Annotated in this window: 20 protein-coding genes; 12 read left to right on the forward strand and 8 right to left on the reverse strand. The window is 57.3% G+C overall.

From position 1 onward, the window contains the following. The first annotated feature begins 165 nt into the window (after positions 1–165). The 4 genes from M017_RS0100080 (at position 166) to M017_RS0100100 (ending at position 3,384) form a co-directional block, all read left to right on the forward strand. Positions 166–729: a ParA family protein gene (locus M017_RS0100080; protein ID WP_031494815.1), complete on the forward strand. Its 564-nt coding sequence runs from the start codon at positions 166–168 to the stop codon at positions 727–729. A gap of 57 nt (positions 730–786) precedes the next feature. Next, entirely contained in the window at positions 787–1,140 is a 354-nt protein-coding gene (locus M017_RS0100085; protein WP_031494816.1) for a hypothetical protein, read from the forward strand. A 504-nt stretch (positions 1,141–1,644) separates the two neighbouring features. Then, positions 1,645–2,214, forward strand: a complete 570-nt coding sequence (locus tag M017_RS0100090) for a PEP-CTERM sorting domain-containing protein (RefSeq protein WP_031494817.1) — start codon at positions 1,645–1,647, stop codon at positions 2,212–2,214. Between the two features lie 630 nt (positions 2,215–2,844). Next, complete coding sequence (locus M017_RS0100100) at positions 2,845–3,384, forward strand: PEP-CTERM sorting domain-containing protein (RefSeq protein ID WP_031494820.1); 540 nt, start codon at positions 2,845–2,847, stop codon at positions 3,382–3,384. A 12-nt stretch (positions 3,385–3,396) separates the two neighbouring features. On the opposite strand, the gene M017_RS0100105 is transcribed toward M017_RS0100100, so the two are convergent. The 3 genes from M017_RS0100105 to M017_RS0100115 form a co-directional block, all read right to left on the reverse strand. Further along, the gene (locus M017_RS0100105) at positions 3,397–4,275 is read right to left on the reverse strand and encodes a toprim domain-containing protein (protein ID WP_031494821.1); all 879 of its coding nucleotides are present in this window, start codon (positions 4,273–4,275) and stop codon (positions 3,397–3,399) included. An 11-nt stretch (positions 4,276–4,286) separates the two neighbouring features. Further along, positions 4,287–5,561, reverse strand: coding sequence for a DnaB-like helicase C-terminal domain-containing protein (locus M017_RS0100110; RefSeq protein ID WP_155121131.1), 1,275 nt, complete (start codon positions 5,559–5,561; stop codon positions 4,287–4,289). A gap of 442 nt (positions 5,562–6,003) precedes the next feature. Continuing rightward, on the reverse strand, positions 6,004–7,821 hold the full coding sequence (locus M017_RS0100115; RefSeq protein WP_051669373.1) for a helix-turn-helix domain-containing protein: 1,818 nt from the start codon (positions 7,819–7,821) through the stop codon (positions 6,004–6,006). Between the two features lie 37 nt (positions 7,822–7,858). On the opposite strand from M017_RS0100115, the gene M017_RS0100120 reads away from it, so the two are divergent. After that, positions 7,859–9,055 carry a glycosyltransferase family 4 protein gene (locus M017_RS0100120; protein WP_035957531.1) on the forward strand — a complete coding sequence of 399 codons (1,197 nt, stop codon included), beginning with the start codon at positions 7,859–7,861 and terminating at the stop codon, positions 9,053–9,055. A gap of 7 nt (positions 9,056–9,062) precedes the next feature. Here M017_RS0100120 and M017_RS27200 read toward each other — a convergent pair whose 3' ends face one another. After that, positions 9,063–10,445 carry a sugar transferase gene (locus tag M017_RS27200; protein ID WP_051669374.1) on the reverse strand — a complete coding sequence of 461 codons (1,383 nt, stop codon included), beginning with the start codon at positions 10,443–10,445 and terminating at the stop codon, positions 9,063–9,065. A 133-nt stretch (positions 10,446–10,578) separates the two neighbouring features. On the opposite strand from M017_RS27200, the gene M017_RS0100130 reads away from it, so the two are divergent. The 4 genes from M017_RS0100130 (at position 10,579) to M017_RS0100145 (ending at position 15,615) form a co-directional block, all read left to right on the forward strand. Next, complete coding sequence (locus M017_RS0100130; protein ID WP_272945381.1) at positions 10,579–11,457, forward strand: TylF/MycF/NovP-related O-methyltransferase; 879 nt, start codon at positions 10,579–10,581, stop codon at positions 11,455–11,457. Between the two features lie 71 nt (positions 11,458–11,528). Continuing rightward, positions 11,529–12,695 carry a glycosyltransferase family 4 protein gene (locus M017_RS27205; RefSeq protein WP_162179786.1) on the forward strand — a complete coding sequence of 389 codons (1,167 nt, stop codon included), beginning with the start codon at positions 11,529–11,531 and terminating at the stop codon, positions 12,693–12,695. Continuing rightward, on the forward strand, positions 12,695–14,188 hold the full coding sequence (locus M017_RS0100140) for a lipopolysaccharide biosynthesis protein (protein WP_031494831.1): 1,494 nt from the start codon (positions 12,695–12,697) through the stop codon (positions 14,186–14,188). The genes M017_RS27205 and M017_RS0100140 overlap by 1 nt, the downstream gene beginning before the upstream one ends. Before the next feature lie 53 nt (positions 14,189–14,241). Further along, positions 14,242–15,615 carry an O-antigen ligase family protein gene (locus M017_RS0100145; protein ID WP_162179787.1) on the forward strand — a complete coding sequence of 458 codons (1,374 nt, stop codon included), beginning with the start codon at positions 14,242–14,244 and terminating at the stop codon, positions 15,613–15,615. A 68-nt stretch (positions 15,616–15,683) separates the two neighbouring features. Here M017_RS0100145 and M017_RS0100150 read toward each other — a convergent pair whose 3' ends face one another. Together M017_RS0100150 and M017_RS0100155 are read right to left on the reverse strand one after the other, a co-directional pair. After that, on the reverse strand, positions 15,684–19,364 hold the full coding sequence (locus M017_RS0100150; RefSeq protein WP_031494835.1) for a PKD domain-containing protein: 3,681 nt from the start codon (positions 19,362–19,364) through the stop codon (positions 15,684–15,686). 60 nt (positions 19,365–19,424) lie between these two features. Beyond that, complete coding sequence (locus tag M017_RS0100155; RefSeq protein ID WP_155121133.1) at positions 19,425–20,333, reverse strand: hypothetical protein; 909 nt, start codon at positions 20,331–20,333, stop codon at positions 19,425–19,427. A gap of 289 nt (positions 20,334–20,622) precedes the next feature. Here M017_RS0100155 and M017_RS30370 point away from each other — a divergent pair, with 289 nt between their 5' ends. From M017_RS30370 to M017_RS0100170, 3 genes are read left to right on the forward strand one after another with little or no spacing between them, the layout of a single operon-like run. Continuing rightward, positions 20,623–21,201, forward strand: a complete 579-nt coding sequence (locus tag M017_RS30370; RefSeq protein WP_051669376.1) for an acyltransferase — start codon at positions 20,623–20,625, stop codon at positions 21,199–21,201. A 20-nt stretch (positions 21,202–21,221) separates the two neighbouring features. Beyond that, positions 21,222–22,490: a carboxylate--amine ligase gene (locus M017_RS0100165; protein ID WP_031494839.1), complete on the forward strand. Its 1,269-nt coding sequence runs from the start codon at positions 21,222–21,224 to the stop codon at positions 22,488–22,490. A gap of 4 nt (positions 22,491–22,494) precedes the next feature. After that, the gene (locus tag M017_RS0100170) at positions 22,495–22,854 is read left to right on the forward strand and encodes a VOC family protein (RefSeq protein ID WP_031494841.1); all 360 of its coding nucleotides are present in this window, start codon (positions 22,495–22,497) and stop codon (positions 22,852–22,854) included. Here the strand turns inward: M017_RS0100170 and M017_RS0100175 are convergent. Both M017_RS0100175 and M017_RS0100180 read right to left on the reverse strand, forming a co-directional pair. Beyond that, positions 22,851–23,873 (reverse strand): polysaccharide deacetylase family protein, encoded by a 1,023-nt coding sequence (locus M017_RS0100175; RefSeq protein ID WP_031494842.1) that lies wholly within the window; start codon positions 23,871–23,873, stop codon positions 22,851–22,853. The two genes, M017_RS0100170 and M017_RS0100175, sit on opposite strands and share 4 nt — an antisense overlap. Next, positions 23,870–25,045 carry a glycosyltransferase family 4 protein gene (locus M017_RS0100180; RefSeq protein WP_031494843.1) on the reverse strand — a complete coding sequence of 392 codons (1,176 nt, stop codon included), beginning with the start codon at positions 25,043–25,045 and terminating at the stop codon, positions 23,870–23,872. Before M017_RS0100180 ends, M017_RS0100175 begins: the two co-directional genes overlap by 4 nt. Positions 25,046–25,076: the final 31 nt, after the last annotated feature.

Here is a 25,076-nt window from a genome sequence, read left to right on the forward strand (position 1 = left end):
GCTCCAGGGTTGTCAGAGCTTCTCTTCCCTGATGGATTTGAATGGATATCATGCGTTGCGTACGAGCGAACTCTTTCCATCATAACGGCTGACCGAATCCTAGTGACTCTACACAGTCTCCACAGATTGCTGAGTCTGCGCAGACTGCTTAGACTAAGAAAATCCATGAAAATTGCACTGCTTGCAAAAAAGGGTGGCGTCGGCAAGTCGACGGTCTCTCTGCTTCTCTGGATGGCGCTGCGACAGGCGGGCCGCGATGCCGTTCTCCTCGATTGGGATGCCCAGGGCACCAGCACCAAAGCGCTCGAACTGCTCGGCGGCCAGAACGCCAAGCAAGGCAGTCCCACCCTCTACGACACCCCGCCCAACCTCGAACACGCCGCCACCGGCACCGCCGTCCGGAGCGCCGACCTCTGCCTCATCGTCACCACCCCCTCGCTTGCCGACATCTGGGAAGCCGCCGACGCCGTCCAGTTTGTCGAAAGCCGCAATCCCGGCTCGGCCCGCGTCGTCTTCAATAAGGTCCGCAAGGGCACCGTACTCGGCAAGCTGCTCGACGAATCCGCCCGGCTCATCCCCGCCCCCGCTCTCGGCGTCAACTTGAGCGAACGCGAGTGCTACAAACACGCCATCGCCCAGGGCTGGAAGTCCCTCGACGGCAGCGCCCGCGAGGAAGCCCTCGAACTCGCCCTCGCCGTGCTCAGCCTGGGCAGCCTCAAACAGAAATAGTCTGCATAGACTACATAGACTATTGACACTGTTGAGACTAAGCCGTAGCATCGAGCTATGAAAGACAAGAAGATGGAGGGACTGCTCGCCGCCCTGCGTCGCGAGGGCAACCCGGAGACGGCGCCAGAAACCGAAGTCCCCAGCCTCCCCGCCCCCCCACCCCGTGCAAAAAAACCGGAAGCCCCCGCCAAGACCGAAAAACGTGGCGCCGCAGTGCAGTTCTGGTTGCGCGATGAGGACCGGCAGGTGATTCGCGAACTCTCCGCTTATCTCGCCGCCCAAGGCCGTCGCTCCACCGACAGTCTCGTCATCCGGGCCGCCTTACACCTGGCCAAGGCCGACGCGAATCTGATCCGCGCCTTCGAGCAAGCCCAATCCCTCGACGGCCGCCGGCGCAGCAAGACTCCCTAACCAGGCAGCCTGGAGGCGGATTCGAAACTTCGCGAGCGGAAGCCGGCTAGGGAGAAGCTGGGGCGGCCGTCCTTTTTGACTTCAGCCTGCCCGCAAACGGTGAATCGATCCCCAAAATTCCTGGTTGGTTTTCTACACAGACATTACTGAGACTTCCACTGTCATCGCCTTGGGCGCCCTCGAGCCCCCTCAGTTCAATTTCCTGCAAGGCTTCACGGAAACAGGAACTTTTAGCTCCCTAAACCTAGGGACCATGCTCGCCAGTTATCCCTGGCCGACATTGGTCTGGTGGGCCGCCGCCTGGCGGAAACGCCAACTCTCTCCACAGTCTCACTAGACAATGGAGAGATGAAGAAGCCTGCCCCAAACGAGCTCCTTTACCTTCGGCAAGGACCAATTAATAACATTTATCTTTAATAAGATTAAGATATTTATATAATTCTAGGTGTACTTTTTATTCCGCTCTAGGGCTTGGTACTATACCTATCGGTACTATATAACCCTATGCGTTTCTTCTCGTCCTTCAGCCTTCTCCTCACCCTATCCCTGGGCCTCAGCGCTGTAAAACCAGCTGAAGCTGCGGTCCTCTACGAATTCAGTCTTCCCGCCAACGGCGATATTGGACCAGTTCAGGTTCAGTTCACTTTTGCCAATTTTTCCGCTACTCCCAACTTGGTCATCGTTCCTGCCAACACATCCTCTCTGACCTTTCTTGCCGATCCGCTTGTCTCTGCCGGGAATTCTGTACTCGGTCTCATGATAGAGTCCACCACCACCTATTTCGGCATAGATTTGAAGACATCATCCAATCAATCAGTGTTGTACACTCCGGCCTACCCCACTGACTTCTTCACCTTTACCCGAGGTGTTGCGGAAACAGGAACTTTTACCGCTACAGGCTATGTCACGAGTCACTTCGGCCTCGACATCGCCTTCCCCACCGCAACCCTCACCGTTTCTGAAATCAGCGATGTTCCGGAACCGGCGACTCTGTCCTTGGTCGGTATCTGCCTCGTAGGCGCTGCCGCCTGGCGGAAACGCAAGCACACCACACAGACTCAACAGTCTCGCTAGTCTATGGAGACATCCATGAGGTCTAAGGGGTTCCGCCCCCAGACCTCATGGACGTCCTTCGCACTCCCGACTTTCCTGCTGCATCTCGGAGAAACAGACGCGACAGCCAGCTCGGGCGAATCCATCTCCCTTTTCCCCTCCGCCAACTCCCCTCTGATTTTGCCGCCCAAGCGCCGCGCCCCGATAGTCTTGGCCCGCCGCAAGACCACCTGAATGACTTCGCAGAAGCGCGGCTTCCCTTTTCCAATCAAAATAAGATTGCAAGGTACTGTACTTACTGATATCTATATGAGGTGCGCTTTTCCCACTCTCTCGCCTTTTGGACTGCCCGCATTCTTGGGCTCGGCAATATGCGCAGCCATTCTCTTTGACTCAACTTGCCCACCAACGGCTCCGTCGATGCCGTTCGAATTCAATTCACCTTCGACAGCTTTGCCCGCATTCCCCTGAGCTGACCTTGTTTCAGGGTGCTTCGAGTATCAACTCCTCCGACATGGGAACTGCGATCGGCATCAATCTGTGTGGCGTTGCCAACTAGCGCAAGCGCCGTCTCCCCCCAGATTTCTCTCAACCGACTTCCCTTAGTTTCCAGCAGTAAAAATAGTATCCATTTCTGATCCAAGGACCAACATGAAATTCTTTGCCCTATGCGCCCTCCTGCTCAGCCTGAGCTTCGCCAGACCTGCCGAGGCTGCCATTCTTTACGAGTTCAGTCTGCCCGCCACGGGTTCGTATATCCCTGCCTTCACGATTCAGGTCGAACTCGACTCCTTTGTCACTTCGAGCACGGCACCTTGGCTGAATCTCGAATCCTCCTCCATCACCATGATCGGCAGCATCCCGTTTCTGTCCCTGTCTGACTCCAGGATCAGGATCGTGGCCGATGGCGCCAATACGACAGTCCACTTACAACTCTGCGAGGAGGGCTGCGCCCTCCTGCTCACCACCGGCGCTAACGAAGCCTACCCCTTTGTTTTCACCCGCGGCGAAAGCGAAACCGGAAGCTTTAGCGCGGCAGCCGTCGTATATTCGGACTCCCAACTTTTCACCCCGAACGTAACCGGAACCCTCCAGGTCACCGACACCGCTCCTGTCCCCGAACCGGCCACGCTGTCCCTGGTCGGCGCCGGTCTCGTCGGCGCTGCTGTCTGGCGCAAACGCCAGCGCTAGTCGATCGAGAGATTAAGAGGCCTGCCAGTCGAGAGTTCCAGCGACCCAGGCCTCATTGACATCCTTGGCCCCTCCCAACTGCTCCGCACTCAAAAAGCTCACCTTCCGCCCGCGCAGCCGGAGTTCTCGCGCCAGCACCCCCAGCGCCTTCCGGCCCGCCTCATCATTGTCCAGCGCAAAGACATATTCCTCGGCCAGATTCCAATCGTGACGCCAGCCCTGCACCCCGAAGATCGCGACAGCCGCCGGCGCTCCCGCCGCCAAGAGACTCAGCGCATCAAGCGGCCCCTCGCACACATAGAGCTTCGGCGAGGCAGGGAAGTCGCCCGCTCCAAAATAGCCCTTCGCCCCCGACAAGTGATCGTGCCGGATCTCCTTTGGGGCATGGCCCACCGCCCGGCTGTACAGATTCACCAGTTGCCCGCCGGGCGTTGTGTGCGGTACAACCAGCCGTCCAAAAGGCCAGCTTGACGCCGCCCGGCGCTGCGGCCAGGTCCCGGGCGGGGCAAAGCCGAGCCGGTGGCGTTGGGCCAGCTCGAGCGGAATCCGCCGGTCTTCAAGATACAAAGCGGCCGGAGAAGCAGGGAGCAGGGAAGTCCAGCGATCGAGCAAAGCCTGTACTTCCAATGGTTTCCGGATTTTCTCAACAGACTGTGGAATATATTTAGTCTGTGTAGACTGTGTAGTCTGTTTGGTATGCCGTGCCGAATCAAGATAGCCCCACACCTGGCAGGCAAAGCACTGGAAGCGTCCCGACTCCGTATCGACGCTTAAGCTCCGCTGCGCATCCCCACCATGGAAGGGGCAGAAGGCCCGCACATAGCGGCCCTGGCGGATCGGCCGGCACTCCCCGAGTGCCGCATCGCTCAGACTCTCGCCCCGTTCGGCCATCCCAAAAGCCTCTAGGCTTCCTCGCGGAAGATGCCGTGGTCGGCGCGGAAAATCAGGTTCACTTTGCCCAGCGGCCCAAAGCGATTCTTCAGAATCGACAACTCCATCGGACGCGCCTCGGCACTGGCCAGGCTCGACTCCCGCGGATGCAGCACCAGCACCGAATCGGCTCCGTACTCGAGATCGCCGCTCTCCTTCAGGCTGTCGAGCGACGGCTTGCCTCCGCGCCCGTATTCGCCTTGCGAGCGGTTTTGCGACGAGATCGCAATCAGCGGGCAAACCAGGCGATTGGCCATCTCGCGCATCTCGGCTGACATCGCGCTGACGTTGTGCCGCAGTTGCTCGTAGCCCAGGCCATGGGCGGCCCGCTGCAGGTAATCGAAAATCACCAGCGGCACGCCGTCGCCCTGGTCCATCAGGCCGAAAACGGTCTGCTGGATCGAGGCGAGCGTCGTGCGCCGCGTGCCTTCGAGCAGGTGCAAGCGCCGCAGCGCCACCGACAAGGCGGCCCCGGCGCTCTCGAGCGCCTCGATGTTCGCAAAGCCGCGCTCGATCTGGGTCGGCGACTGCTGCGAGCGGCTGGCCAGCAGCTTCAGCGTCAAGTTCGCCGGCGAATTCTCATAGCTCACATACAAGACCGGATGCCCGTTCTCGGCCGCATGGATTGCCCATTGCAGGCACAGCGTCGTTTTGCCCGCGCCCGGCCCGGCGGCCAGCACATGCAGGCCCGGCGCAAAGCCATTCAGCAGGCTGTCGAACTTGCCCAGCCCCGAGGGCACGCCCTGGATCGACTTGCCCGTCCGCTTGCGTTCCTCAAAACGGCGGATCGCATTGCGAGTGACCTCGACGGCCAGCGAAGCAGCCGAGACGGCGCCTTCGCCTTCAGGAGCCATCACCCGGCGCACATTGTTCAGCCCCGTCTCGAGCGCAGCGAGGATCCTGGCCGGGTCCTTTTCACCGCCAAATAACTGGCTGGCGGCCATCTCCTGGAAGCGGGCGAGAAAGCGCAATTGCGCCAATCGCGACAGCTCGGCAGCAACGGATTCGATGGTTTCGCCAGAAATGCCCGCTGACGCATCGATTGCTTCTTTTAGCCCTGCGACACCATCCAGTGGCTTTCGGGCCAACAGCAGGCCCTCTATGGCCTCAAAAATCGATTCGTAGCGAACGAACTGGTTCAACGCAAAGGGTTCTACCGCACTTCGATTGCCTTCCACCAGGAAGCGCAAAGCCAGCGACTCCAGTTGTGGATTTTGAAATTCATCTTCGAGGTGGTAAGCAGGCATGCGAAAAAGACCTTGGCCGTCAGGCCGGTTTTGGATGGCAGGCCAGCCGTATAGCAAGGAGGCTGGCTTATTTATATATACTTAAAATCCTTAGGATTATAACAACATAGAAAACAAAGGACTTAAGTGGCATTTTAGGAGGAGATAACGTCTACGTAAGGGGTAGATAGCGTCTACTCCCCCCCTAGATAGCGTCTACTTTATAGCAAGATCAGGCCTCGCCATTCTGTCTCCATTGGGACACACCAACGGAATATAGCAAACCCATAAATATATCTGTCCACTGAAAACAAAGGACTTAACTGCCACAAAAAACGGCGATAACGTCTACGGGGTGGGCCAGTTATAGCATGAGGCTCCAAGCCTCCCGCCGGGTCGCTTTGCAAGTGATTGAAAACAGGACAGAAATAAAGATGATTTTCGTGTGACTGGCTTTTTGGGTTCATGCCAGCGATTCGATCCAATCCTCGATGCGGCGCAACAGTTCCTGGCTCGGCACCCGTTTTCCGCTTTCCACCTGCGAATAGTAAGCCTGTGTGATCCCGAGGACGGCGGCGAGCTGCCCCTGGGTCTGTGCGGAGTTCTTTCTTGCCGTCAACAAGCGTTCATGGATCGGGCCGGGCGCCGCACTGAGGAGCGGAATCTGCTTTTGTGCGGCGTGTTCAGAATCGGGAGTTGGCAACAGATTCGAATAGTGGCTGCGAATGAACTCCGGCTGCTCGATTTCGATATTGCCCTGGTGCCAGAACTCATTTAGAAAACGGCGCACGGCATGCGGATTGGTCGGCTGGATCCAGGACCAGCGGGCAATGATGCAGTCGGCCGCCAGGCGATGCAGCGCCTTCTCGAGACGATCCTTGAGCGTCTTGTTTTCCTCCTGCGTCCACTTTTCGCCGACGGCATCGAGCAGGGTCTGGGCGCGGAAGGTGCGGATGGGGCTTTGTACCACCGAGGCCTCAATGCGCCATTGCCAGCTCAGATAGCGGGCCAGGCGTTTTTCCCAGTTCTGGCGATAGGGATCGTATTGCACGGCTTTGCGGCTCAAGAGCGCCGTCTGGCGGCCCACTCCAAACAGGAAGTTCGCAAAGACCATGCCGGGGCGGAACAGAAATTCTTCGATCTCAAGCGGCGCGTCGGAGCCGCGCTGATTGCCGGCAATGTCGGTGATGATGAAGGCGCGGCTGGCGATGTTCTGGATCTTGGTGCGTCGCGTGCGGCGGTCCGATTCGGGGGTCAGCGAATCCATCTCCCACATGCGGACCCAGAGATTGTTCAGATGGTGCAGTGAGCGAAAGAGCCGTTCGCGCTGTTCCTTGCGAAAGCCGCTCGGACGGCCGCCCTCGCCGGTCTTCGGCTTCAGGCCGCGCAGCCGCAACAGATCATCGATGCGGGCCCGGGCCGTCGAATCGGTATTGCGCGCCTGTTCGAGCCAGATGGCGCTCATCATGTCGAGGACGTCGGCGTCGAGGTCGCTCAGCTCGGCGCGCTGCTCCCACATGCGGTCGATGAGGTTCTTCTGGTGCTCGGGGTCCATGTAAGGCTGGAGTTCCGCCTCGATCGGGAAGAGCTGAGCCTGTCCACGGGCGGTGCCGCGCTCAATCGGCGCGGTGGGCCAGGGGGAGTCGGAAGCAGGCTGGAACTTGTTCATCGCCAGGGCCTCGCGCACCGCATGATAGGGCGCATTCGACATGACGCTGAGAAAGTCTTCCTGCCCCACCAGTTCGGTGAGAGAAACGCTATCGCCAAACAGTGTCGGGGCGAGCCCATCGTGCGTATTCTCATAAGGAATATTGAGTTCGCGATACAACAGAAACGCTGCGTAGGCGTGATTCAGATGCAGCAGGGCGCGTAGGAAGACTTTTACCTTCGGGAGATTGCGGAAGAAGGAATCAAGCGACGGGAGCAGGGAGTCGGCGAGGGCGCTGGCGCGGGTGAGCGAAGCGATTTCAAGGGCGAGAGCCTGGCGCACATGGCGGCGGCCGAGCAGTTCCTTGATCGTTTCGAGACCGGCCGAGGCGAGGCGCGGATCCTCTGTCTGGACGGTGAGGGTGAGTGAGGCGCCGAGATCGGAAATGATACGGTCAATCTTCTCGGCAAATTCAAAGTTCTCGCGGGACGGCTGCGAAGCCTGAGCCAGGCAGATGCGGGCGCGGGTGATGGTGTCTTCGCACGAAATGGAAGTATCGCGGACGAGAATGACACGATCGGGCTTGTTGTCGGCAGGGATGGCGACAACAAAGTAGCGGATTTGCTCAGCCATGGGCGGGACGATTGTAACCTTACAAGGAAGTTAGCAAATGACAGTGGGAGAAGAGAAAAAGAAGCTGCGCGTGCTGGTGTTATCGCCGCGCCCCGCCAATCCGCCCAATACAGGAGCCAAGCTGCGCGAATACCATTTGCTGCGGCAGATGTCGCGTTGGGCGGATTTGAAAGTGCTGTCTTTCCGCACCACGGAGGCTTATCGCGATCTGAGCTTTGCCAGTGTTGAGCATTTTGAACGGCCCCAGGGCTATACGCCGCTCAAAGTGCTCAAGGGGCTGCTGGGCGGCCAGGCGCTGAGCATTTTGAACTATCGCAGCGAGGCGATGGCCAAGCGCTTACGGGAACTGTTGCAGACCAACACTTACGATGTCATTCTGCTTGAGGCCTTGCACATGGCGGCCTATGAGAAAGAACTCGACGCCTATGCCGGCGCGGCGCTGCGCCTTTGGGACTGGCACAACATCGAAAGCGAATTGATGGAGCGCTACTCGCAGCGCGCTCCGTCCTTCCTGCACGGTCTTTACGCCCGCGAGACCGCCCGCCGCTTGAAGCAACTCGAGCTGCGGCTGCTGGCGAGCAACAACGTCCATCTGGTGTGCAGCGAGCGGGAAGCGGAGCGGCTCCACGGTTGGGTTGGCGATTCCCGGGTGGCGGTGGTGCCCAATGGGGTCGATTGCCAGGTCTTTGGGGCCGCGCAGGGCCAGCCGCGGAAAGGCGGCTTGTTGTTTGTCGGCTCGCTCGACTACCACCCGAATATCGAAGGTCTGCGCTTTCTCACCCGCGAAGTCTGGCCGGAGCTGCGCCGCCGCCGCAAGACCTTGCACTTGCGCATTGTGGGCTCGCGGCCCACGCCGGAGGTGCGGGAGATGGGCGACCTGGCTGGGGTGGAAGTAGTAGGATCGGTGCCGAAGGTAGAACCTTACTATGCCGAGGCGTCGGCCGCGATTGTGCCGTTATTCAGCGGGGGGGGAACCCGGCTGAAGGTGCTCGAAGCCTTTGCCGCGGGGGTGCCTGTGGTATCGACCGCGCTGGGTGTTGAAGGCATTGAGGCCCAAGCGGGCGAGCACTATCTGGCGGCAGAGACGGCCGGGGAGTGGGTGGAAGCAGTCCTGCAAGCAGTGGAGGGCCGGCCGGAACTGGGGGAGAATGCGCGGCGCCTGGCGGAGCAACGCTACGACTGGGAAGTGGTGGGCCGGGATCTGGGCGAAGCAGTCCGCAACTGGCGGAATTAGGATCGGCCTAGCGGGCGCCGATGCGCAGCAGAACTGCTTTGACCGTATGGAAGAGGGTCAGGATGTCGAGGGCAGGGCTCATGTTCTTGATGTAGTACAGGTCGTACTCGAGCTTGCGCGCCGTGCTGGCGATGGAATCCTCCGGCTCATGGTGGATCTGCGCCCAACCTGTGATGCCGGGCTTGATGCGATGCCGCTGGGTGTAGAGCGGCAGATCGACGAGCAGACGCTTTTCGAGTTCTGGCATTTCCGGACGCGGGCCGACCAGGGTCATTTCTCCCCGTAAAACATTGATCAGTTGCGGCAGTTCGTCGAGGCGCGTGAGGCGGATCCAGCGGCCGACACGCGTGATGCGCGGGTCGTTTTCCTGAGCCCGTACCGGTCCGCTGCGGGCATCGGCATCGACATACATCGAACGGAATTTCAGAAAGGGGAAGGGAATTCCGCCCTGTCCGAGGCGGGTCTGGCGCAGAATGGCCGGGCCCGGGGAATCGAGGCGCACCGCAATCGCGGTGAGGATCATAAAAGGCCAGGCGAGCAGGAGTCCGGCGATGGCAAACACACGGCCATAAATCGCCTGCCAGGCCACCACCCAGAAGCGGGGGCGGAAGGCGGGGGAGAAGATGAGCTGCTTGGTGGAAAGCGTTTCCAGCGAGACGCGGTGGAGGAGGTCTTCGTAGAGGTCGCCGGTGCTCTTGACGGCCATGCCTTTCATGCTGCATTGCAGCAGATCTTGCATGAAGTCCGGGTTGGCTTCAAGATCGGGCGCGACGGCGATTAAGTCGGGAGTGAGTTCCTGGATTTTGCTCAGGAAGCTCTCATCGGGGATCGAAACGGTACAACCGGGAAACTCCGCAACAGGAGTGGGATGAAAGACGGCGGCGATGTGAAAACCGCATTCCGGGCGATCGAGGATGAAGCGGGCCAAGACGCGCACAATGGGCGAGTCGCCAATGAAGATGATGCGCTGGCGGCCGAAGGCCTGGAGGATGAGGGAACTGTAGAACTTGCGCCAGTAGAGAAGCCCAAAGATCGCAACGACACTGCCGCCCAACATCAGATAACGGGACAGGACCAAGGGGATGCGGGCATAACTGATGAAGGCCTGCAGCAAGAAGGTGATGCCAAAAACGAGGGTCAGATCTTCGAGGAGAGGCCGCCGGCTGGAAATACGGACTTTCTCATAACGATCGAGGAAATAGAGTCCGAGTACGACCGAGGTGGTGACGAAAGTAATGCCGGCCAGGCTGTTTTCTTCGGTGAGAAAAAACCAGAAGTCGATGCCCCAGATGCCGCCCCACGCTGTGATTGCCCAGGCAACGAGCAGGTAGGAAGCAAACAAGATGGTGATGTCACCCGCCAGAAGCAGGAGGGTCCGGATGCGAGGCATGGAGAAGGAGGATCGCTAAAATACTAGCTTCTTGAACTTAACATGAGCAGCGGGGATGGGCTTTGGAAGTTTGAAACAGCAACCTTGTTTAGAGAATCCCATCAATCAGGTCTCTGTGTATCCCTGGAGTTCTATGCTTTCTTCACAGCCTTACAACCCTTTAGTCGTTGGTGTTTCTACCTTTCCTCAGCCAGAGAACCTGGCTGAGGTTTACCTGGATCTCATGAAAAAAATTCTGACCCGGGCACTCGTCGCACACGGTATGGAGCGGCATACCATTCACTCGCGCAGTGCCAAGTCAAAGCTGGTGGCGTCGCTCAACCAGCGTCTGGCTCAGGCGCGGCTGGAACTCGTCCGTCTGCTTCCTTCAACTCCCGATGACTACCTCGAGTCTGGACACGAAGCCACAAATCGTGTGGAAGATGCAGAATCAATGCTTGGTACCCGGCAGTTCGATCGGATGCAGCGCTGCATTGTCGATGTGCTGGAAAAGCAGGTACCCGGAGATCTGCTGGAGGCGGGGGTCTGGCGCGGGGGCATGACCATCTTCATGCGTGCCGTGCTCAAGGCCTATGCATGCCGCGATCGCAAGGTCTGGGTGGTGGATTCCTTTGCGGGTCTTCCGCCGATTGATGGACAAAAGGAGTCGTTTGACTGGAAGCTTGGCGATATGGCGGTTTCTCTCGAGACGGTGCGGGGGAATTTTGCCCGTTACTCGCTGCTCGATGAACAGGTGGAGTTCCTAAAAGGCTACTTCAACGAGAGTTTGCCCAAATCCTCGATCGGGCCGCTGGCGATCCTGCGCATTGACGCGGATCTCTATACTTCTACCCTCGACGCTCTGGAGCATCTGTATCCCAGGCTCTCTCCTGGCGGCTATGCCGTCTTTGATGACTATCAGAATCTCCCGGACTGCCAGCGGGCCATTGACGAATATCGCAAGAAGCACGGCATCACCGAAGAGATCCATAAGATCGATACGCGTGCGGTCTACTGGCAGCGAAGCCACTAGTCTAGAAGAAGCTACTTGCTATCATTCTCGAAGGATTGCCGCCCGTAACCCGTGGCGTGCTCTCGTACGCAGTGGCCAAAAAACGAATCCTTTATCTCCACCCGAATCTGGGCCTTCCTCCGAAGAATAAGAAGTTGGACCGGTTCTTCGCTATCTCCACTGATGTAGAGGGTGATGTTCTACATGCGTTGCAGTGGTCGAAACCCGAGGAAGTCGAAGCGGTTCTAGGGCCTGGCAGCTATCCGGTTTACCAGTGCGGGACTTTTCGCTATCACTGGTTCCTCGCCGGACAGTATAGTGGCGTCGCCCGGCGATTGCATGCCTTTCGTTTTTTTATTCGCAAAGGTCTCGAACTGCTCAAGGAGCAGCGTTACGACTGCATTATGGCCTATTCGCACATGACCAACGGCCTGTTGGGCGTGCTGCTCAAGCTATTGACGGCTCGGCCGCTAGTGATCGAAATTGCGACCTCGCCGAACCTGGTCTACATTACCGAGCGGCCCCGGCCGACCTTTGGCGACTACCTGCGAAAGCTGTATTCGGATCTCTGTCTGCACATCTCGGTGCTGAGTGCGAACAACGTTCATTTGCTGTACCCGGCGGCGCTTCAACCCTATCCATTGCTGCACAAGGCAGCAACGACGGTCTTTCATGAGTTTGTACCGGTCAATGAAGTCCCACCTCGTTCCCCCAGTGCCGAGCGCTTTGTGTTGATGGTAGGTGCGCCCTGGTATTTGAAGGGTATCGACTCGCTGATTCTGGCCTTCCATAAGATTGCCGATCAGTTTCCGGATGTCCGGCTGAAGATTCAGGGCTATTATCCCGACCGTACGGAGATAGATGCGCTGGTGGCGAATCATCCGCGGATCGAGATTCTGCCTGCCTTGCCATATCACCAGACTCTTGAGCGCATGAGCCAGGCGGAACTTCTGGTGTTGCCATCCCGCTGCGAGGGAATGGGGCGGGTACTGATTGAGGCGATGGCCTTGGGATTGCCGGTGGTGGGCTCCGATGTGGGCGGCATTCCGCACATGATTCACAATGACGTGAATGGCTTTATTTTTGCGGCGGGAGACAGCGATAGTTTGGCGCAACGGCTGACCCAATTGCTCTCCGATGCGGACCTGCGCCAAAGATTAGGTGAGCGTGGTTTCCAAATGGCGCACCAGCAATGGGATGAGAAGGCCTACCGGGAGGCTTTTCTTTTGATGATCAACCGGGCTATTGGCAAGGCTTGATGTCTACGGAACTGCACGAACGCAAGTCGCGGCTGGATACGGCGTTTATTCATGGCATGGGTTGGACAGCAGGCGCCAAATGGCTGACGCAGGGTTTGACCTGGGTGTCGGTGATCGTTGTGGCGCGACTCCTGTCGCCCTCGGATTTTGGGATTTCCGATATGGCTGGTCTGGTCACGGTGATGATGACTTTTCTGGCGGAATTCGGTATTGGAACAGCCGTTTTGCAGATTCGGGAGATGGACCGGCGTACTCTCGCGCAGCTCAACACCCTTTCGCTGCTCTTAGGATTAGCCGCCATTCTGTTATCCGTATTGGTGGCCCCGTTGGGGGCCTGGTTCTTTCATCTGCCTGCCCTGGCACCCTTGATTGCGTGGAACAGCCTAGGATTTTTACCTACTGCGATCCAAGCCATCCCCTCCGGTCTGCTCCAGAAAGACTTGGATTATCGCCGCCTCTCGATCATTGAGGCGGCCCAGGCAGTCGTCCAAGCCGTGGTGATTATGCTCTGCGCGTTCCTCGGATTTGCCTACTGGTCGTTTGTTATCTCTGCGACAACGGGCCGGTGTGTGGCTGCTGGATTGTCCTATTACTGGAGACCGGTTTCCTTTAGTTGGCCTCGACGAAGCGAGATCGGTGCAGCCATGCGTTTTGGAATCGAGGTTGCAGTGCAACGCATTGCTACGACGATCAGCGCTTCTAGCGACACCATTATTGTGGGGCGCATTCTGGGGAGCGCTCCTCTTGGCGCCTACCGCTTGGCGATTAACCTATCGAGCGCCCCGGTGGACAAACTGGCAATGCTCATCATGAGGGTGACCGGGCCGCTGTTTGCCAGTTTGCAGGATGACAAGCCGTTGATGCGCCGCTACTTTTTGATCTTTAGCGATCTGCTGGCATTGGTGCTCTGCCCTTTGATGTCGGGCTTCATTATTACGGCGCCAGATGTGATTGCGCTGACCTTGGGGCCGAAATGGGATGCTGTTGTGGGTCCGTCACAATGGCTGGCTGCCTATATCGGTATACGCAGTCTGGGAATTCTGATGAACCAGATTCTGACCTCGTTGCACAGGACCGGCTTTTTGATGCGCCTCTCCATTGTCGGTTTTGCCGTCATGCCCGTGGTTTTCTATTTCGCCTCGCCCTATGGAACGTCAGCGGTGGCGGCAGGCTGGGTCTTAACTGCGCCGATCACCTTGTTCCCGATGATTCCTCAGGTACTCCGAGCACTCGATTGCAGCGTGTGGACCTATTTGAGAGTTTTACTCCCGTCCTTTGCCGCAATGTCTGTAATGACGCTGGCAGTATTGGCTGTGCAGATGAAAATTCCGGGCGACTGGCCACCGCTTTGGCGGCTCATCGCGGCAGTGGCTAGCGGTGCTGTTGTTTATGTCAGCGTGATTTTTGCGATCCACCACACTCGAATCTGGCAGTATATTCAGTTCCTGAAGCAATTGCGCTCAAGAAATTCGGCAAGTATAGTGCGGGCTTAGGGATGGGTGCAGCGGGGTAATGGCTGCGCGGCTATGATCAAGGGATGGGAAGAATGCTGTCTCTGAAACAGCCCAACACAGCAACGGGGATTGGAATGCCGTTTCCGGCCATGGCGCAGTCCAAGACTTCCGCTGTGAGTGTGCCACCACCTCAGGCTCTGCCTCCCTTGCCGGAAGAAGCAAATGGTTTTCGGAGATTAGCCTTCTATTTCTGTTTGGCATGTATTTTTATTCGGTTCAGCTTTATCTCAGAAGCACTTGCCTCCGGAATCGGTGTGAACACGTACATGCTGTATTTCACAGCCCCGGTCGCCATTGTTGGAACCTTGGCTACTGGGGGACTCGCTCGTACTTTTCGAAGCAAGGCAGCGGTATTTCTGATGTTGTTCTTTGCTTGTATGGTGGTTGCGACAGTGTTCAGTAGTTGGCGTGGAGGATCTCTTCCTGTTGTAAAAGCTTATGCTCAGACCTCTATCTTTCTGTTGTTTGCGGTTGCAGGCCTAGTTTTAAACTGGCATGAAATCCGTCTGGTATTTCATACGATGGCGTTTAGCGGTCTGGCGGTCCTGGTCATATCCAAATTGTTTCTGAGAGCAGATCAGGGAAGGTTTTCACTCAGCTTTGGTGGCACGATCGCAAATTCAAATGATCTGGCAACGCACGTTCTGTTGATGATCCCGTTCATGCTTTTTGTCTTGATGGACAAAAGGGCGATGTATATCATGCGTCTTCTGTACTTTGCGGCGATTCCTTATTCTCTCTATGTAGTTTTGGGAACGGCATCCCGTGGTTGCTTGGTGGCATTGGTGGCAGGGTGTCTTTTCTGGTTCTTCAAAGCCTCAATGAGGCAGAAAATGTTGGCTTTTCTCCTGCTGCCAGTGCTCATCGCACCTGCGATTGCATTGTTGCCGCAGGAGACCTTCAATCGGCTCAGTACGTTGAGTGGAGAGAAGAACCAGGAAGCCGACGAATCTGCAGATTCTCGCCGTTATCTGTTCTGGAAGGGGGTCGAATTTTCAATCAAGCACCCGCTGTTGGGAGTTGGACCAGAACAGTTTATGAATGTTGAAGGCGCTAGTGCCGTTGCAGCCGGTGGTAGGGGCAACTGGCACCAGACCCATTGCACCTGGGTACAGATCTCGAGTGAATGTGGCATCCCGGCAATGATCTTCTTTATCGCTGCATTGGGTGGAGCATATGTTCTGGTGAACCGTTGTTACAAGCAGGCGCAAAAGTTGAAGCTTGAGGAGATCGCCTCGGCCTGCTTCTGTTATATGCTGGCCTGCGTCTTTTTCTACGTTTCTACTAGCTTTTTGTCGAACGGATACACTTTCCGGCAGCCCTTCCTAGTTGGTTTGGCGATTGCAATGTTCTTTGCTATGCAGCGGACGGTGATGGCAATGCAAGTGGCGAAGGTTCCAGCATAGCTAGCTGCCGGAATCGGTAGAGTGAAGAAGGCCTGGCAAAAAGCTAGGCCTTCTTCATTTCAAGGCGTTTATTCCGATGTCGATGCGTCGCTGAACAACAGTTGAGGCTTATTGCTTAACAGAATTTCATCAGAAGCTGATAGATATTCGATCTTGAGCCAGTGGTCGCCCTGACGGCGGTCGAGATCAACTTGGCAAGGCGAATCCGCACAGGTATAAACAATGGTGCGGCCAGACGGCTCGGTGACTGTGAGACGGGCTTTGGCGGCGCCATTGATCCCGGCTTTATCAAAATTGATGGAAGCTTGTTCGACTTGGACAGGGCGGACCCCGCCAATCCGGACAGCTGGCCACTGGTGAGCCATCCCGATGCCAAACTGGAAGCCATACCATTTGCCATAACTGAGACTCATGTCGGCGGCAAAATCATTGCTAATGCCGCTTTCAGCGAGAGCGAAGCCCTGTTGCGTAAATTGATCTCTACCCCAGAGATTCGCATAGAACTGGTCTCCCAATTCAAGAAAGTGTTGCGAGGGATTGGCTTCATAGGCGATGCGGACTGCGGACTGCGCTTCTGCCAGTAGGGCTCTGGCTGTTGCTTTTGCCCAGGAGGCTGTCCCGTTACTGCAAAAAACATTGCGGTATTCAAAACTAGGCTGACTGGCCTTGAGTACGGGCTCGCAATTTGCGAAGCCTCGACCATAAAACAAGCCCCCGGTATCAGGATCAAATCCATCGGTCAGAACCCATGACGAGATTTTATTCGCCAGATCGGAGTAGTTGGCAGCGAGTGTGCCGTCAGCGCCAAGGCTGGCGTACTTCATCTGGAGCGCCTTGATACCTGCCATGAACGGCTGCATCCCGATCCCAGGTAGTCCGCCACGAGTCATATAAGCATTGCCAGTTGGGCCTGGCCAAGGCCGGATTAAGGTGAGAGATGTAGGGGAATTATAGGTGCAAGTCATGGAGTAAACAGAAGAGTCAAACGACACCTTTGGTGTGCTCGCCATCGCCATCGAGTCCAGATCATTTTCTACCTGCCAAGTCACCGATCCGGTGTCGCCCAGCCAAAGAGCACTCAATGTGGTGCTCGACCCGAGGCCTGAAAACTGGAGTGACGGAGTGTAGGGTTGACCACCCCGAGTCCCTGCTAAAACGATCTTGAGCCCATTGACTAGAGTTCCGGAGGTGATCGTCAGAATTCCGCTTCCTTGTACTACGTTTCCGGTGCCACCTGCTACACGTGGACACAGGTTGGGCCTAAATCCACTGCCGGTGACTTCCGTACTTCCATTTTTCACTCCCATGGTTGGATACTCATTGCCGTAAAAGTAAAATGGGCTCGAGAAGGAGTTATCGGGTCCTTTACAGCTAAGGTCCCGAGCATAGGATTTCGCGAGTTTTGCCTTCCAATAGGACCGCTGATTTGGGGTATCGGGATTGCCTGTATCCACTGGATCGAACATGGCGGCGAAGGCGAGCCACATCATCTCGTAGGCACTCTCACGGGGATCATCAAAGCAACTATTACGTTCCGCAGTCACGACGCCTCTTTCGGCAAGCTTTCGCAGCGCGTACCAACTCTGCACACGGCCATCGAGAACAGCACCAGCAACCACGCCTGCCGCGCTCATATTGCGAGGGGCAGGAAACACCCACCCATCATTGATATCGGGCTGGCTCAGCCAGTAGTCTCCCACGGCGCGTGCGGCATCGAGGGCTGGTTTCAGGCCACTTCTAAAATACTGGGCATAATTTGCGAGAACTTCATCGTAAAAATTGATGCCACCCCCGCCATTGTTGGTGACCCAGCGATGGTCGATGTAGGAGTATGTTTTGTCCTTCTGCACCCCGCGGATGGCCTCATACCCGCCCTCCCAATAGAGACGGGTGTCGCTCAGGCATGCGGTTACGTTCATGGTGCCATAGCCCTCCGTGCCATCGGTACGAGTCCAGGCTGGGGAAAAACCTCGGCTGTCGTTCCGGATGATCTGATAGGACAGCCCAGTGGCGGCATCGGCATCGGCCGGCCAGGGGCGAGTCATCTTAATTGTTGTTGGGGTGTTGCCGACTTCAATGGCTGCAAAAAATACAAATGGCACGCCCCCATGAGTACCTTCGATACGGATGGAATTGAGTTCCAGACTCAACGGCCAGTTCGTTCCGATGCCCACAAGATTGGTGCTATTGGGTTCTACAGTGACCGTACCTGCGGATGCAAGGATCTCACCATCAAGCCCAACACCACCAGGACAGAAATCCCGTAAGAACTTGGTTCCGGCGCCATAGACCTTATTTTGGTAGATCTCTCGTCCAGCCGGCCAACTGAGCGGAGCGCCCGAACCGTTTCTTCCAGTGTTGCCATAACCGCGACCGTCATAGCAGGGAATCAGATTCAGGCCCGAAGCGGAGCAGATCAGGACGAACTCTCCACCATTGCCATGCGTTGCAATCGCGATGATTGTTGGGAACTCGGTCAGATCCAGTTTGGCGACACTCACCACAGGGATGGATGTCGATGAGGCGGTGACGGGCGCGCTCAAATTCGTTGCGACCGAAGTATAGTCGCCGGTTGCGTTGTAGCTGATGGTGCCATCCAAAGGCTTTGTCCATTCGGGGGGGGAACTAAACTTGGTTACGTAATCCTTCGCCCGGATCTGGACTCCTCGCATTGCTGCATCGTCCGCATACGCCCAGGGATTTTTCCCGAAGGCGATCATGGGCCCAAAGATCTTGTCGGCGTCAGGATTGGCATGGATCACCACTCCGTTGTTGTCTGTGGCAACAGCGCCCAGATCGACAGTCTTGCTTCCCCGCACTCCTAACGCGTCAATGACAGTGAGTCTTAGCTTGTAACTCCCGAAAACAGCTCCTCGAATCGTCGGGGTTGGGCTGGTTTCATCATCCCAGATTAGTTGCGATGGGCCTTCCATCTGACGCCAGCGGTAGGAGACGACAGAGCCATTATCAGCCTGCGAATAGCTGCTCAAGCCATTGAGCTTGGCAGGATGGCCAGCGCGGATACTCACGAGATCAGACCAGAATCGAGTGTCGTTATTTTTGATGGTGACAGAGGGGATCGTCTGAATCGGAGTGGTGATGTAGCTGAGTGTTCCACCCGCGAGGTTCTGCGCGGGGAAAGCACCGGCGGAATCCGTTAGATTGCCATCAAACTTCCATTCGAGGATGCGGTTACTGTCGTCTCGAGTGATCGGAGGACGGGAGTTCAGTGGGAGCAATGTACTACAAATTCGGAAAAAACCGATGTAGCGGTCTTTGGCGAGCAGGCCCTCGTTTCCGACCCATACGGTATTATAAATTAGGGCGGTCTCCCCTTTATATGTGACAGCCTTGTTCCCGATCCGGTTCCCGTTCATATCCCAAGCTTCACAGTAGATTTTCTTGGCGCCGGAGTCCTTTTGCAGGCGGAGGTAAACTCGCTTTGCCGACAGGGTCTGCACATCAATGTCGCAATCCCCAGTTGCCCCAGTCAAATTGGACACCTCAGGACGCAAGATCATACGCGACCCTGCCGTGGTGAGCCCAATATCAGCGCCGTAGGCATTGGCCTGAGCCAGCTTGCCTCCAAAATCGTCCCAATCATGGAAGTACATTTCGATGCGCCAAGAGGTGCCGTTTGGTGCAATGGGGACGTTCGTGTTTCCGACTATGCGGCCATTCAGATTCAACGATTGCCCGGCAACGGCGAACTGCGCCAGCAACATCAACAAAGTCATGATCCGGATCATGTAGATATCTCCAAAATTCAATTCCGCTGCGGAGTTCCCGCAAATTGACGCTCAGCCGGGCTAGTAGAGCGTTTGCCAACCATAGGTATCACTACTGTCTTTGGCGCACACCGCAACGGTGTCCTTTTCTCCCGTTCCAGCAAACTGATGCCAGATCTTGCCGCGGTAGGTCACGCTGCAGGCCGGCCGGGCACCTGATCCCGCAAGGACATTGGGGGCAGGCGCCAGGAGCCGAAATACGGTGCCGTCATACCAGACCTGCTGCAGCCGTCCGGCGAGCAGAGTCCCAGGAAGCGGATTCGTGGAACCATCGTTCAACTTGATACTCTTCGCACCCAAACCATCAATTTCCAGCGTGGTTGCTCCCCCACTTCCATCGACATCGGGCCGCAAGTTCACTACCATTCCCGTTGCATAGGCGGTCAAAACTGGACTCATCTCACAGGTATAGCTCACTGCGGATCCGCTTGTGGGGATACAGGCCAGATCGGCGCCTGTCTGGAGGGCGGTCCTGGAAACAATTTTGCTGGTATCGATCAAATATTGCACGGTGAGTTTTGTTGCCGTGTTCGTCAGAGCACTTGTCAGGCCAAATCCCGGCAGAAAGTTCACCACTCCTTTGTTCCCCACCGGTGTTCCGTTGCTCTCGAAGCTAATCGTTCCGGGAGCCCCGTTCAAAGTCTGTGCCTTCCAGCTTGAACCATCCCATTGTAGAATCTGTCCGTTCAGTGGAGCAGTGGCAGACACTGGGTAGGATTGCAACTGCTGGACCTTCAAAGAGCTGGGAGGACCCGTGACATCTCCATTCAGGCTTTGCCACTTCATCGCGCCAGAATTGAGGGTGAGAAATGAGCCTTCCGCGGCTCCCACCGTCGAAAGAATTCCTTGCTGGGTCCAGCTATTGTCCTGCGAACAGACATATACGTTCATTCCGCTGCTGGCACTCGTCAAAAAAAATACTTCACCCATGCCACAAGTTCCCGGAAGTCCAGAACCGCTTTTGAAAGGATATGTATTGCTGGCAGAGCGGAAATCGACATTCTTCCCCTGGCCACGCAAGTCTACCTTTGTCTGCGAAAAGGAAGGTACTGCGAAAACGATCAAAAACCCAGCTAAATATAATCTTATTTTCACTTAAATCACCTCTGTTTAATTGTATATATTCGATATATACAATCGAGCGTTTTCCGTGATTTATTTCGCTCTTGATCGAAATTGAAATGAGCTTGCCTGGCATGCCAAGATTGAGCAGATCCCTTTGCGCACTCTTCTCAAACAGTCTGTTCTTGCAGTGTCGTTGGCGCTTGTTTTCCCCTTTGCTTTGCTTTCGGCCTTTGGACGCCTGGAAGGCATCTACATTCTGTTTGCGCAGATCTTTGCCCAAATGCCTGGTTTGCCTGGGGATTATCTGCGGATTGCCTATTACCACCTCACTCTGACAGAGGCCTCCTTGTCCGCCCGCATTCAATTCGGTTCGTTTTTTGCGCATCCGCAGGCTCGGATGCAAGCGCATGTTTATGTGGGCTCCTACTGCATCCTCGGACACACTGATATTGGAGAACGGACACACATTGCTTCGGGCGTGCAGATCCCGAGTGGGCGACGCCAGCACTCTCGAGGTGAGGATGGACACATTCAGGGCTCTGAGCAAGGTAGTTTTTCGATGGTCACAATCGGCAAGGATTGCTGGATCGGCGCCGGAGCGATTGTGATGGCCGATGTCGGTGCTGCTTCGACTATTGGAGCGGGTTCTGTCGTAACGAAGCCAATTCCAGCCGGGTGTGTCGCGGTGGGGTCTCCGGCGCGGGTTCTCGACCCGGCCTCTTCGAAAACCTGATTCGGGTTTGAACGGCTAAGATGGAAGGCACAGGAGTTCTGCCGATCCACCCTCAAACCGCTCAATCCGGCTGGCCTCCCGTACTGGTTGCCGGGGGATTTTTTACCGGCGTCGTGCTGATGCGCGAGTTGTCCCGGCACGGTCTCGCCGTCTATTGCATTGATCCGAACCCGACGCAGCCCTGCTTTCGCACCCGCTATGGCCAGAGCTTCGTTTGCCCGAATCCGGACCAGCAGCCTCAGGACTGGGTGGATTTCATGCTCGGACTGGAAAGCCGCATCGGTAAAGGTCCGCTGGTGGTCATCGCCAGTTCCGACATGTTTGTGACGGCGCTGGCCGATCACGCCGCTGCGCTCAGCGATCGCTTTCTCTTCGGGAAAACTTCGATCGGCATGCAGGGCTTGCTGGCGACCAAGAAGCGTCAGTACGATATTGCTGCTGAGCATGGATTGCCCACGCCGCTCACTCGATTTGTCACCAACGAAGCCGAAGTGGAAGCCTTTGGGAAGCAGGCTGTTTTTCCGGCGCTGTTGAAGCCGCTGCACTTTCGCGAATGGCGCACCCTTGACCCCGAGCATCCGCTCTTTGAACAGAAGCTGATCACCAGCAACAGCCCGGCCGAACTGCTGGCCAGCTATCGACTGGCGGCCAGGATCAACCCGGAATGCGTTGTCCAGGAAATCATCGAAGGTCCGGATACGGCAAAGCTCTGCTATCTGTCCTGCTACAGCCAGAAGAGCGAGCGTCTGGGCTGGGGGGTGGTGCGGCAGATGCGAACGGACCCGATTGGCTTTGGTTCGGCGAGCATTGTCGAACCGGTACATGACCCCGAAACCGCGGAGGTCTGCGACCGCTTTCTGCGCAGCATCGGCTATACCGGCATCTGCGAGATTGAACTGAAGCGCGACACCCGAGACGGCGTCGTGAAGCTGATCGAAGCGAATCCACGCTACAGCCTCACCTCGGACGCGGCGCCCTACATGGGCGTCGAGATTGGCTGGCTGCATTATCTCGATCTGATCGGCCAGCCGGTGAGGCCGGTGGAACCGCAGCGGAACGATTTCCGCCACATTGCGCTGTTTCGCGACTTCGCCTGTGTTCCCAGCTACTTCCGCGCCGGCTTGCTCGATTGGAAGGGTCTCTTCCACAGCTATCGACAGCCACGCTATTTCTTTGATTTCGATCGCGAAGACCCGAAGCTGAGCTATGCGCACGGCATCCGGCTCTTACGGATTCTGGCCGGGGCGATGGTGCGGCAGGTGTTGCCGAAGAAGAAGCGGCGGAGCTAGCGGCATGGCTTCCATTACTGGCTTTGGCGGCGCGTTTCTCCGGGCGAAGGATCCGGACGCTTTGTATCAATGGTACGAGCGACATCTCGGTCTGATCCGATCAGAAGGCGGTTTCGCGTTTCCCGCCCCGACACAACACCCTCAGATTGTCTTTGCCTTCTTCAGGGAGGAAGAAGAATACTTTCCTCCGGCACAGAAAGCGATGATCAACCTCCAGGTGGATGATCTCGATGGAGTGCTGGACCGCTTGATAGCGGCAGGCGTCACGGTGGACCCCAAACGCGACCGCTATGACTTTGGGATTTTCGGTTGGGTGATCGACCCGGAAGGGAATCGCATTGAGCTCTGGCAGCCTATGGGCTAGAAGCCTCGTCCGCTCAACAGATTGCGAGCTCCGCTGGCCAGAAAGTGGAACTGCGACTGCGGCCAGTGGCCTTGCACGATGATGCGGCTGAGGGCGTAGGGCCGCGCCGTCTTGGGCTTCTGGAACGCTTCGTCGACAGCAAAGGCGGTGCGATAGCCGCAGGACTTCGCCATCTCGACCACCTGGGGTGAATAGTCGGCCGCGCCGCCGTTCGGATAGGCGAGGCTCGTCACCGGACGCCCCAATTCGGCTTCGAGTTTGTCCTTGCTGTTCTGCAGTTCCTGCCGCAATTCGTCCTCGTCCAGGCGCGACAGAATCGGGTGCTCGCAGGTATGCGAGCCGATCTCGAAACCCAGTGCGGCCAGTTGCCGCGCTTCGTCCCAACTGAGGAAGTCGTGGAGTTCGTGGTCGATCTGGCTGGGGTCAAAGTGCGTTGCGGCGCGGAAGCGTTCGAGTGCAGCCAGGCGTTCCGCATTCGGGAGCTTCTTATAGATCTGCCGCAACTCAAAGGCGAGCGCGGCTCGACTGCGCGGCTCGGCCGGGATGCGCCGTTGCTGCTCGCCCACTGGGATGGCAAGACCGGGGGATTGCTCAAGGCGCACATCCATTTCGAGCGGCCAGAGGAGTCGATTGCCGCCGATGTAGTGGGTGCTCAGGAAGAAGATCGCAGGCGCCCCGTAGCGGCGCAGGATCGGCGCGGCGAGAGTCAGGTTGTTGCGATAGCCGTCATCGAAACTGATCAGCACCGGAGGCTTTCCGCCGCTCGGGTTCTCAATCCAGTAGAGCGCCCCGGCCAGATCGACAAAGCGGTAATGGCGACCCAGCCACTCGAGATGTTGGGCAAATTCGTCGCAAGAGACGGTGATCTCATAGCCTTCGCGGGCCGTTGGCCGGGCCTCGGAGACGACGCCGTGGTAGCAGGGGATCAGCAGGCGCGGCTCCCCGAGACGCGGCAGCAGCGAATGGATTCCAAAGGCTTCGAGGCCCCCAATCAGACCGCGTTTGAGGGCTGCCTTCATGTGCGCTCTGTCGTTGCGATGGCGAAGAGTTCTTCGTAGCGCTCGGCAATCTTCTCGCTTGAATAGTTGTCGACAATCCGCTGCCGGCCGGCGACTCCCATCGCGGCGCGCTGCTCCGGATTCTCGATCAGTCGCAGCAGGGCCGCTGCAAGCTCGGGCGCATTGCGCACGCCGCCGCTCCAGCCGTGCACGCCGTCCTCGACCAGTTGCTCATTGGCTGGGATGCGGCTCACCAGCGAGGCAAGGCCCGTCGACATTGCTTCAATCAGGGAACACGGAAAGCCTTCAAGGCGCGAGACCAGCGTAAAGACATCGGCCAGCTGTAAGTATTCGAGAACGCGGTTCATCGGCTGCCGCCCGACAAATTGCACAAACGAAGCCAATTGCAGGCGCTCGCTTGCCGCTTCGAGAGTGGCTCGCTCCGGGCCATCGCCCACCAGAATCAGACGCGCCGCAGGCGCTTGAGCCTGGACCAGGGCAAAGGCTTCGAGCAGACTGCCGAGTTCTTTTTCAGGCGCCAGACGCCCGACATAGACCGCCACCGGGGCGTCTTCCGCAATGCCGGCGGCAGCACGCAGGCGCTTCCGCTCAGCGAGCGAAACAGGTGCGAATTCATCGACATCGACCGGGTTCGGCATCCAGAACAATTGCTGGCGATCGAAGCCAGCGTTGACCGCCTCTTGCGCGATGCCGTCGTTCAAGACCATCACCCGCTTGGCCCAGCGCTGCAGCCAACCGAGTTCGAGACGCCCGAGGAAACTCTTCTGCATGAACTCGACAATGCCGCTACCAGAGATCTTCATCACGATCGGCAGACCCAGCCAGCGGCAGATCGGCAGGCCGGGCACCAGGTGCAGGCCCTGCATCAGAAAGTAGACAACATCCACTTCTTTGCGCAGCCGCCATAACTCTCTGGCCACGCCCACGGCAAAGAGCCGATCGAGCTGGGGACTTTGCGCGCCGTGCCCGATGCTGCGTACAGGGGTTCCGTAGGGGTCCACCCAATCGGTGGCGGCTGGCATTTCCGGATGTCCGGCACATAAGACTAAGACCCTGTGCCCACGCTCCCGCAGCGCCCGGCAAACCCGCTGGGCTTCAATCTCAGAGCCGCCCAGAACTGGCGGATAGCTGAAGCAGATCAGCAGACAAGAGTACTTCTTCGCAGCCAGCATTCTTATCTACTGTCTCAGATCCGATCTCGAG

It is taken from the genome of Bryobacter aggregatus MPL3 (assembly GCF_000702445.1).
In the GTDB taxonomy this organism is placed as follows: domain Bacteria; phylum Acidobacteriota; class Terriglobia; order Bryobacterales; family Bryobacteraceae; genus Bryobacter; species Bryobacter aggregatus.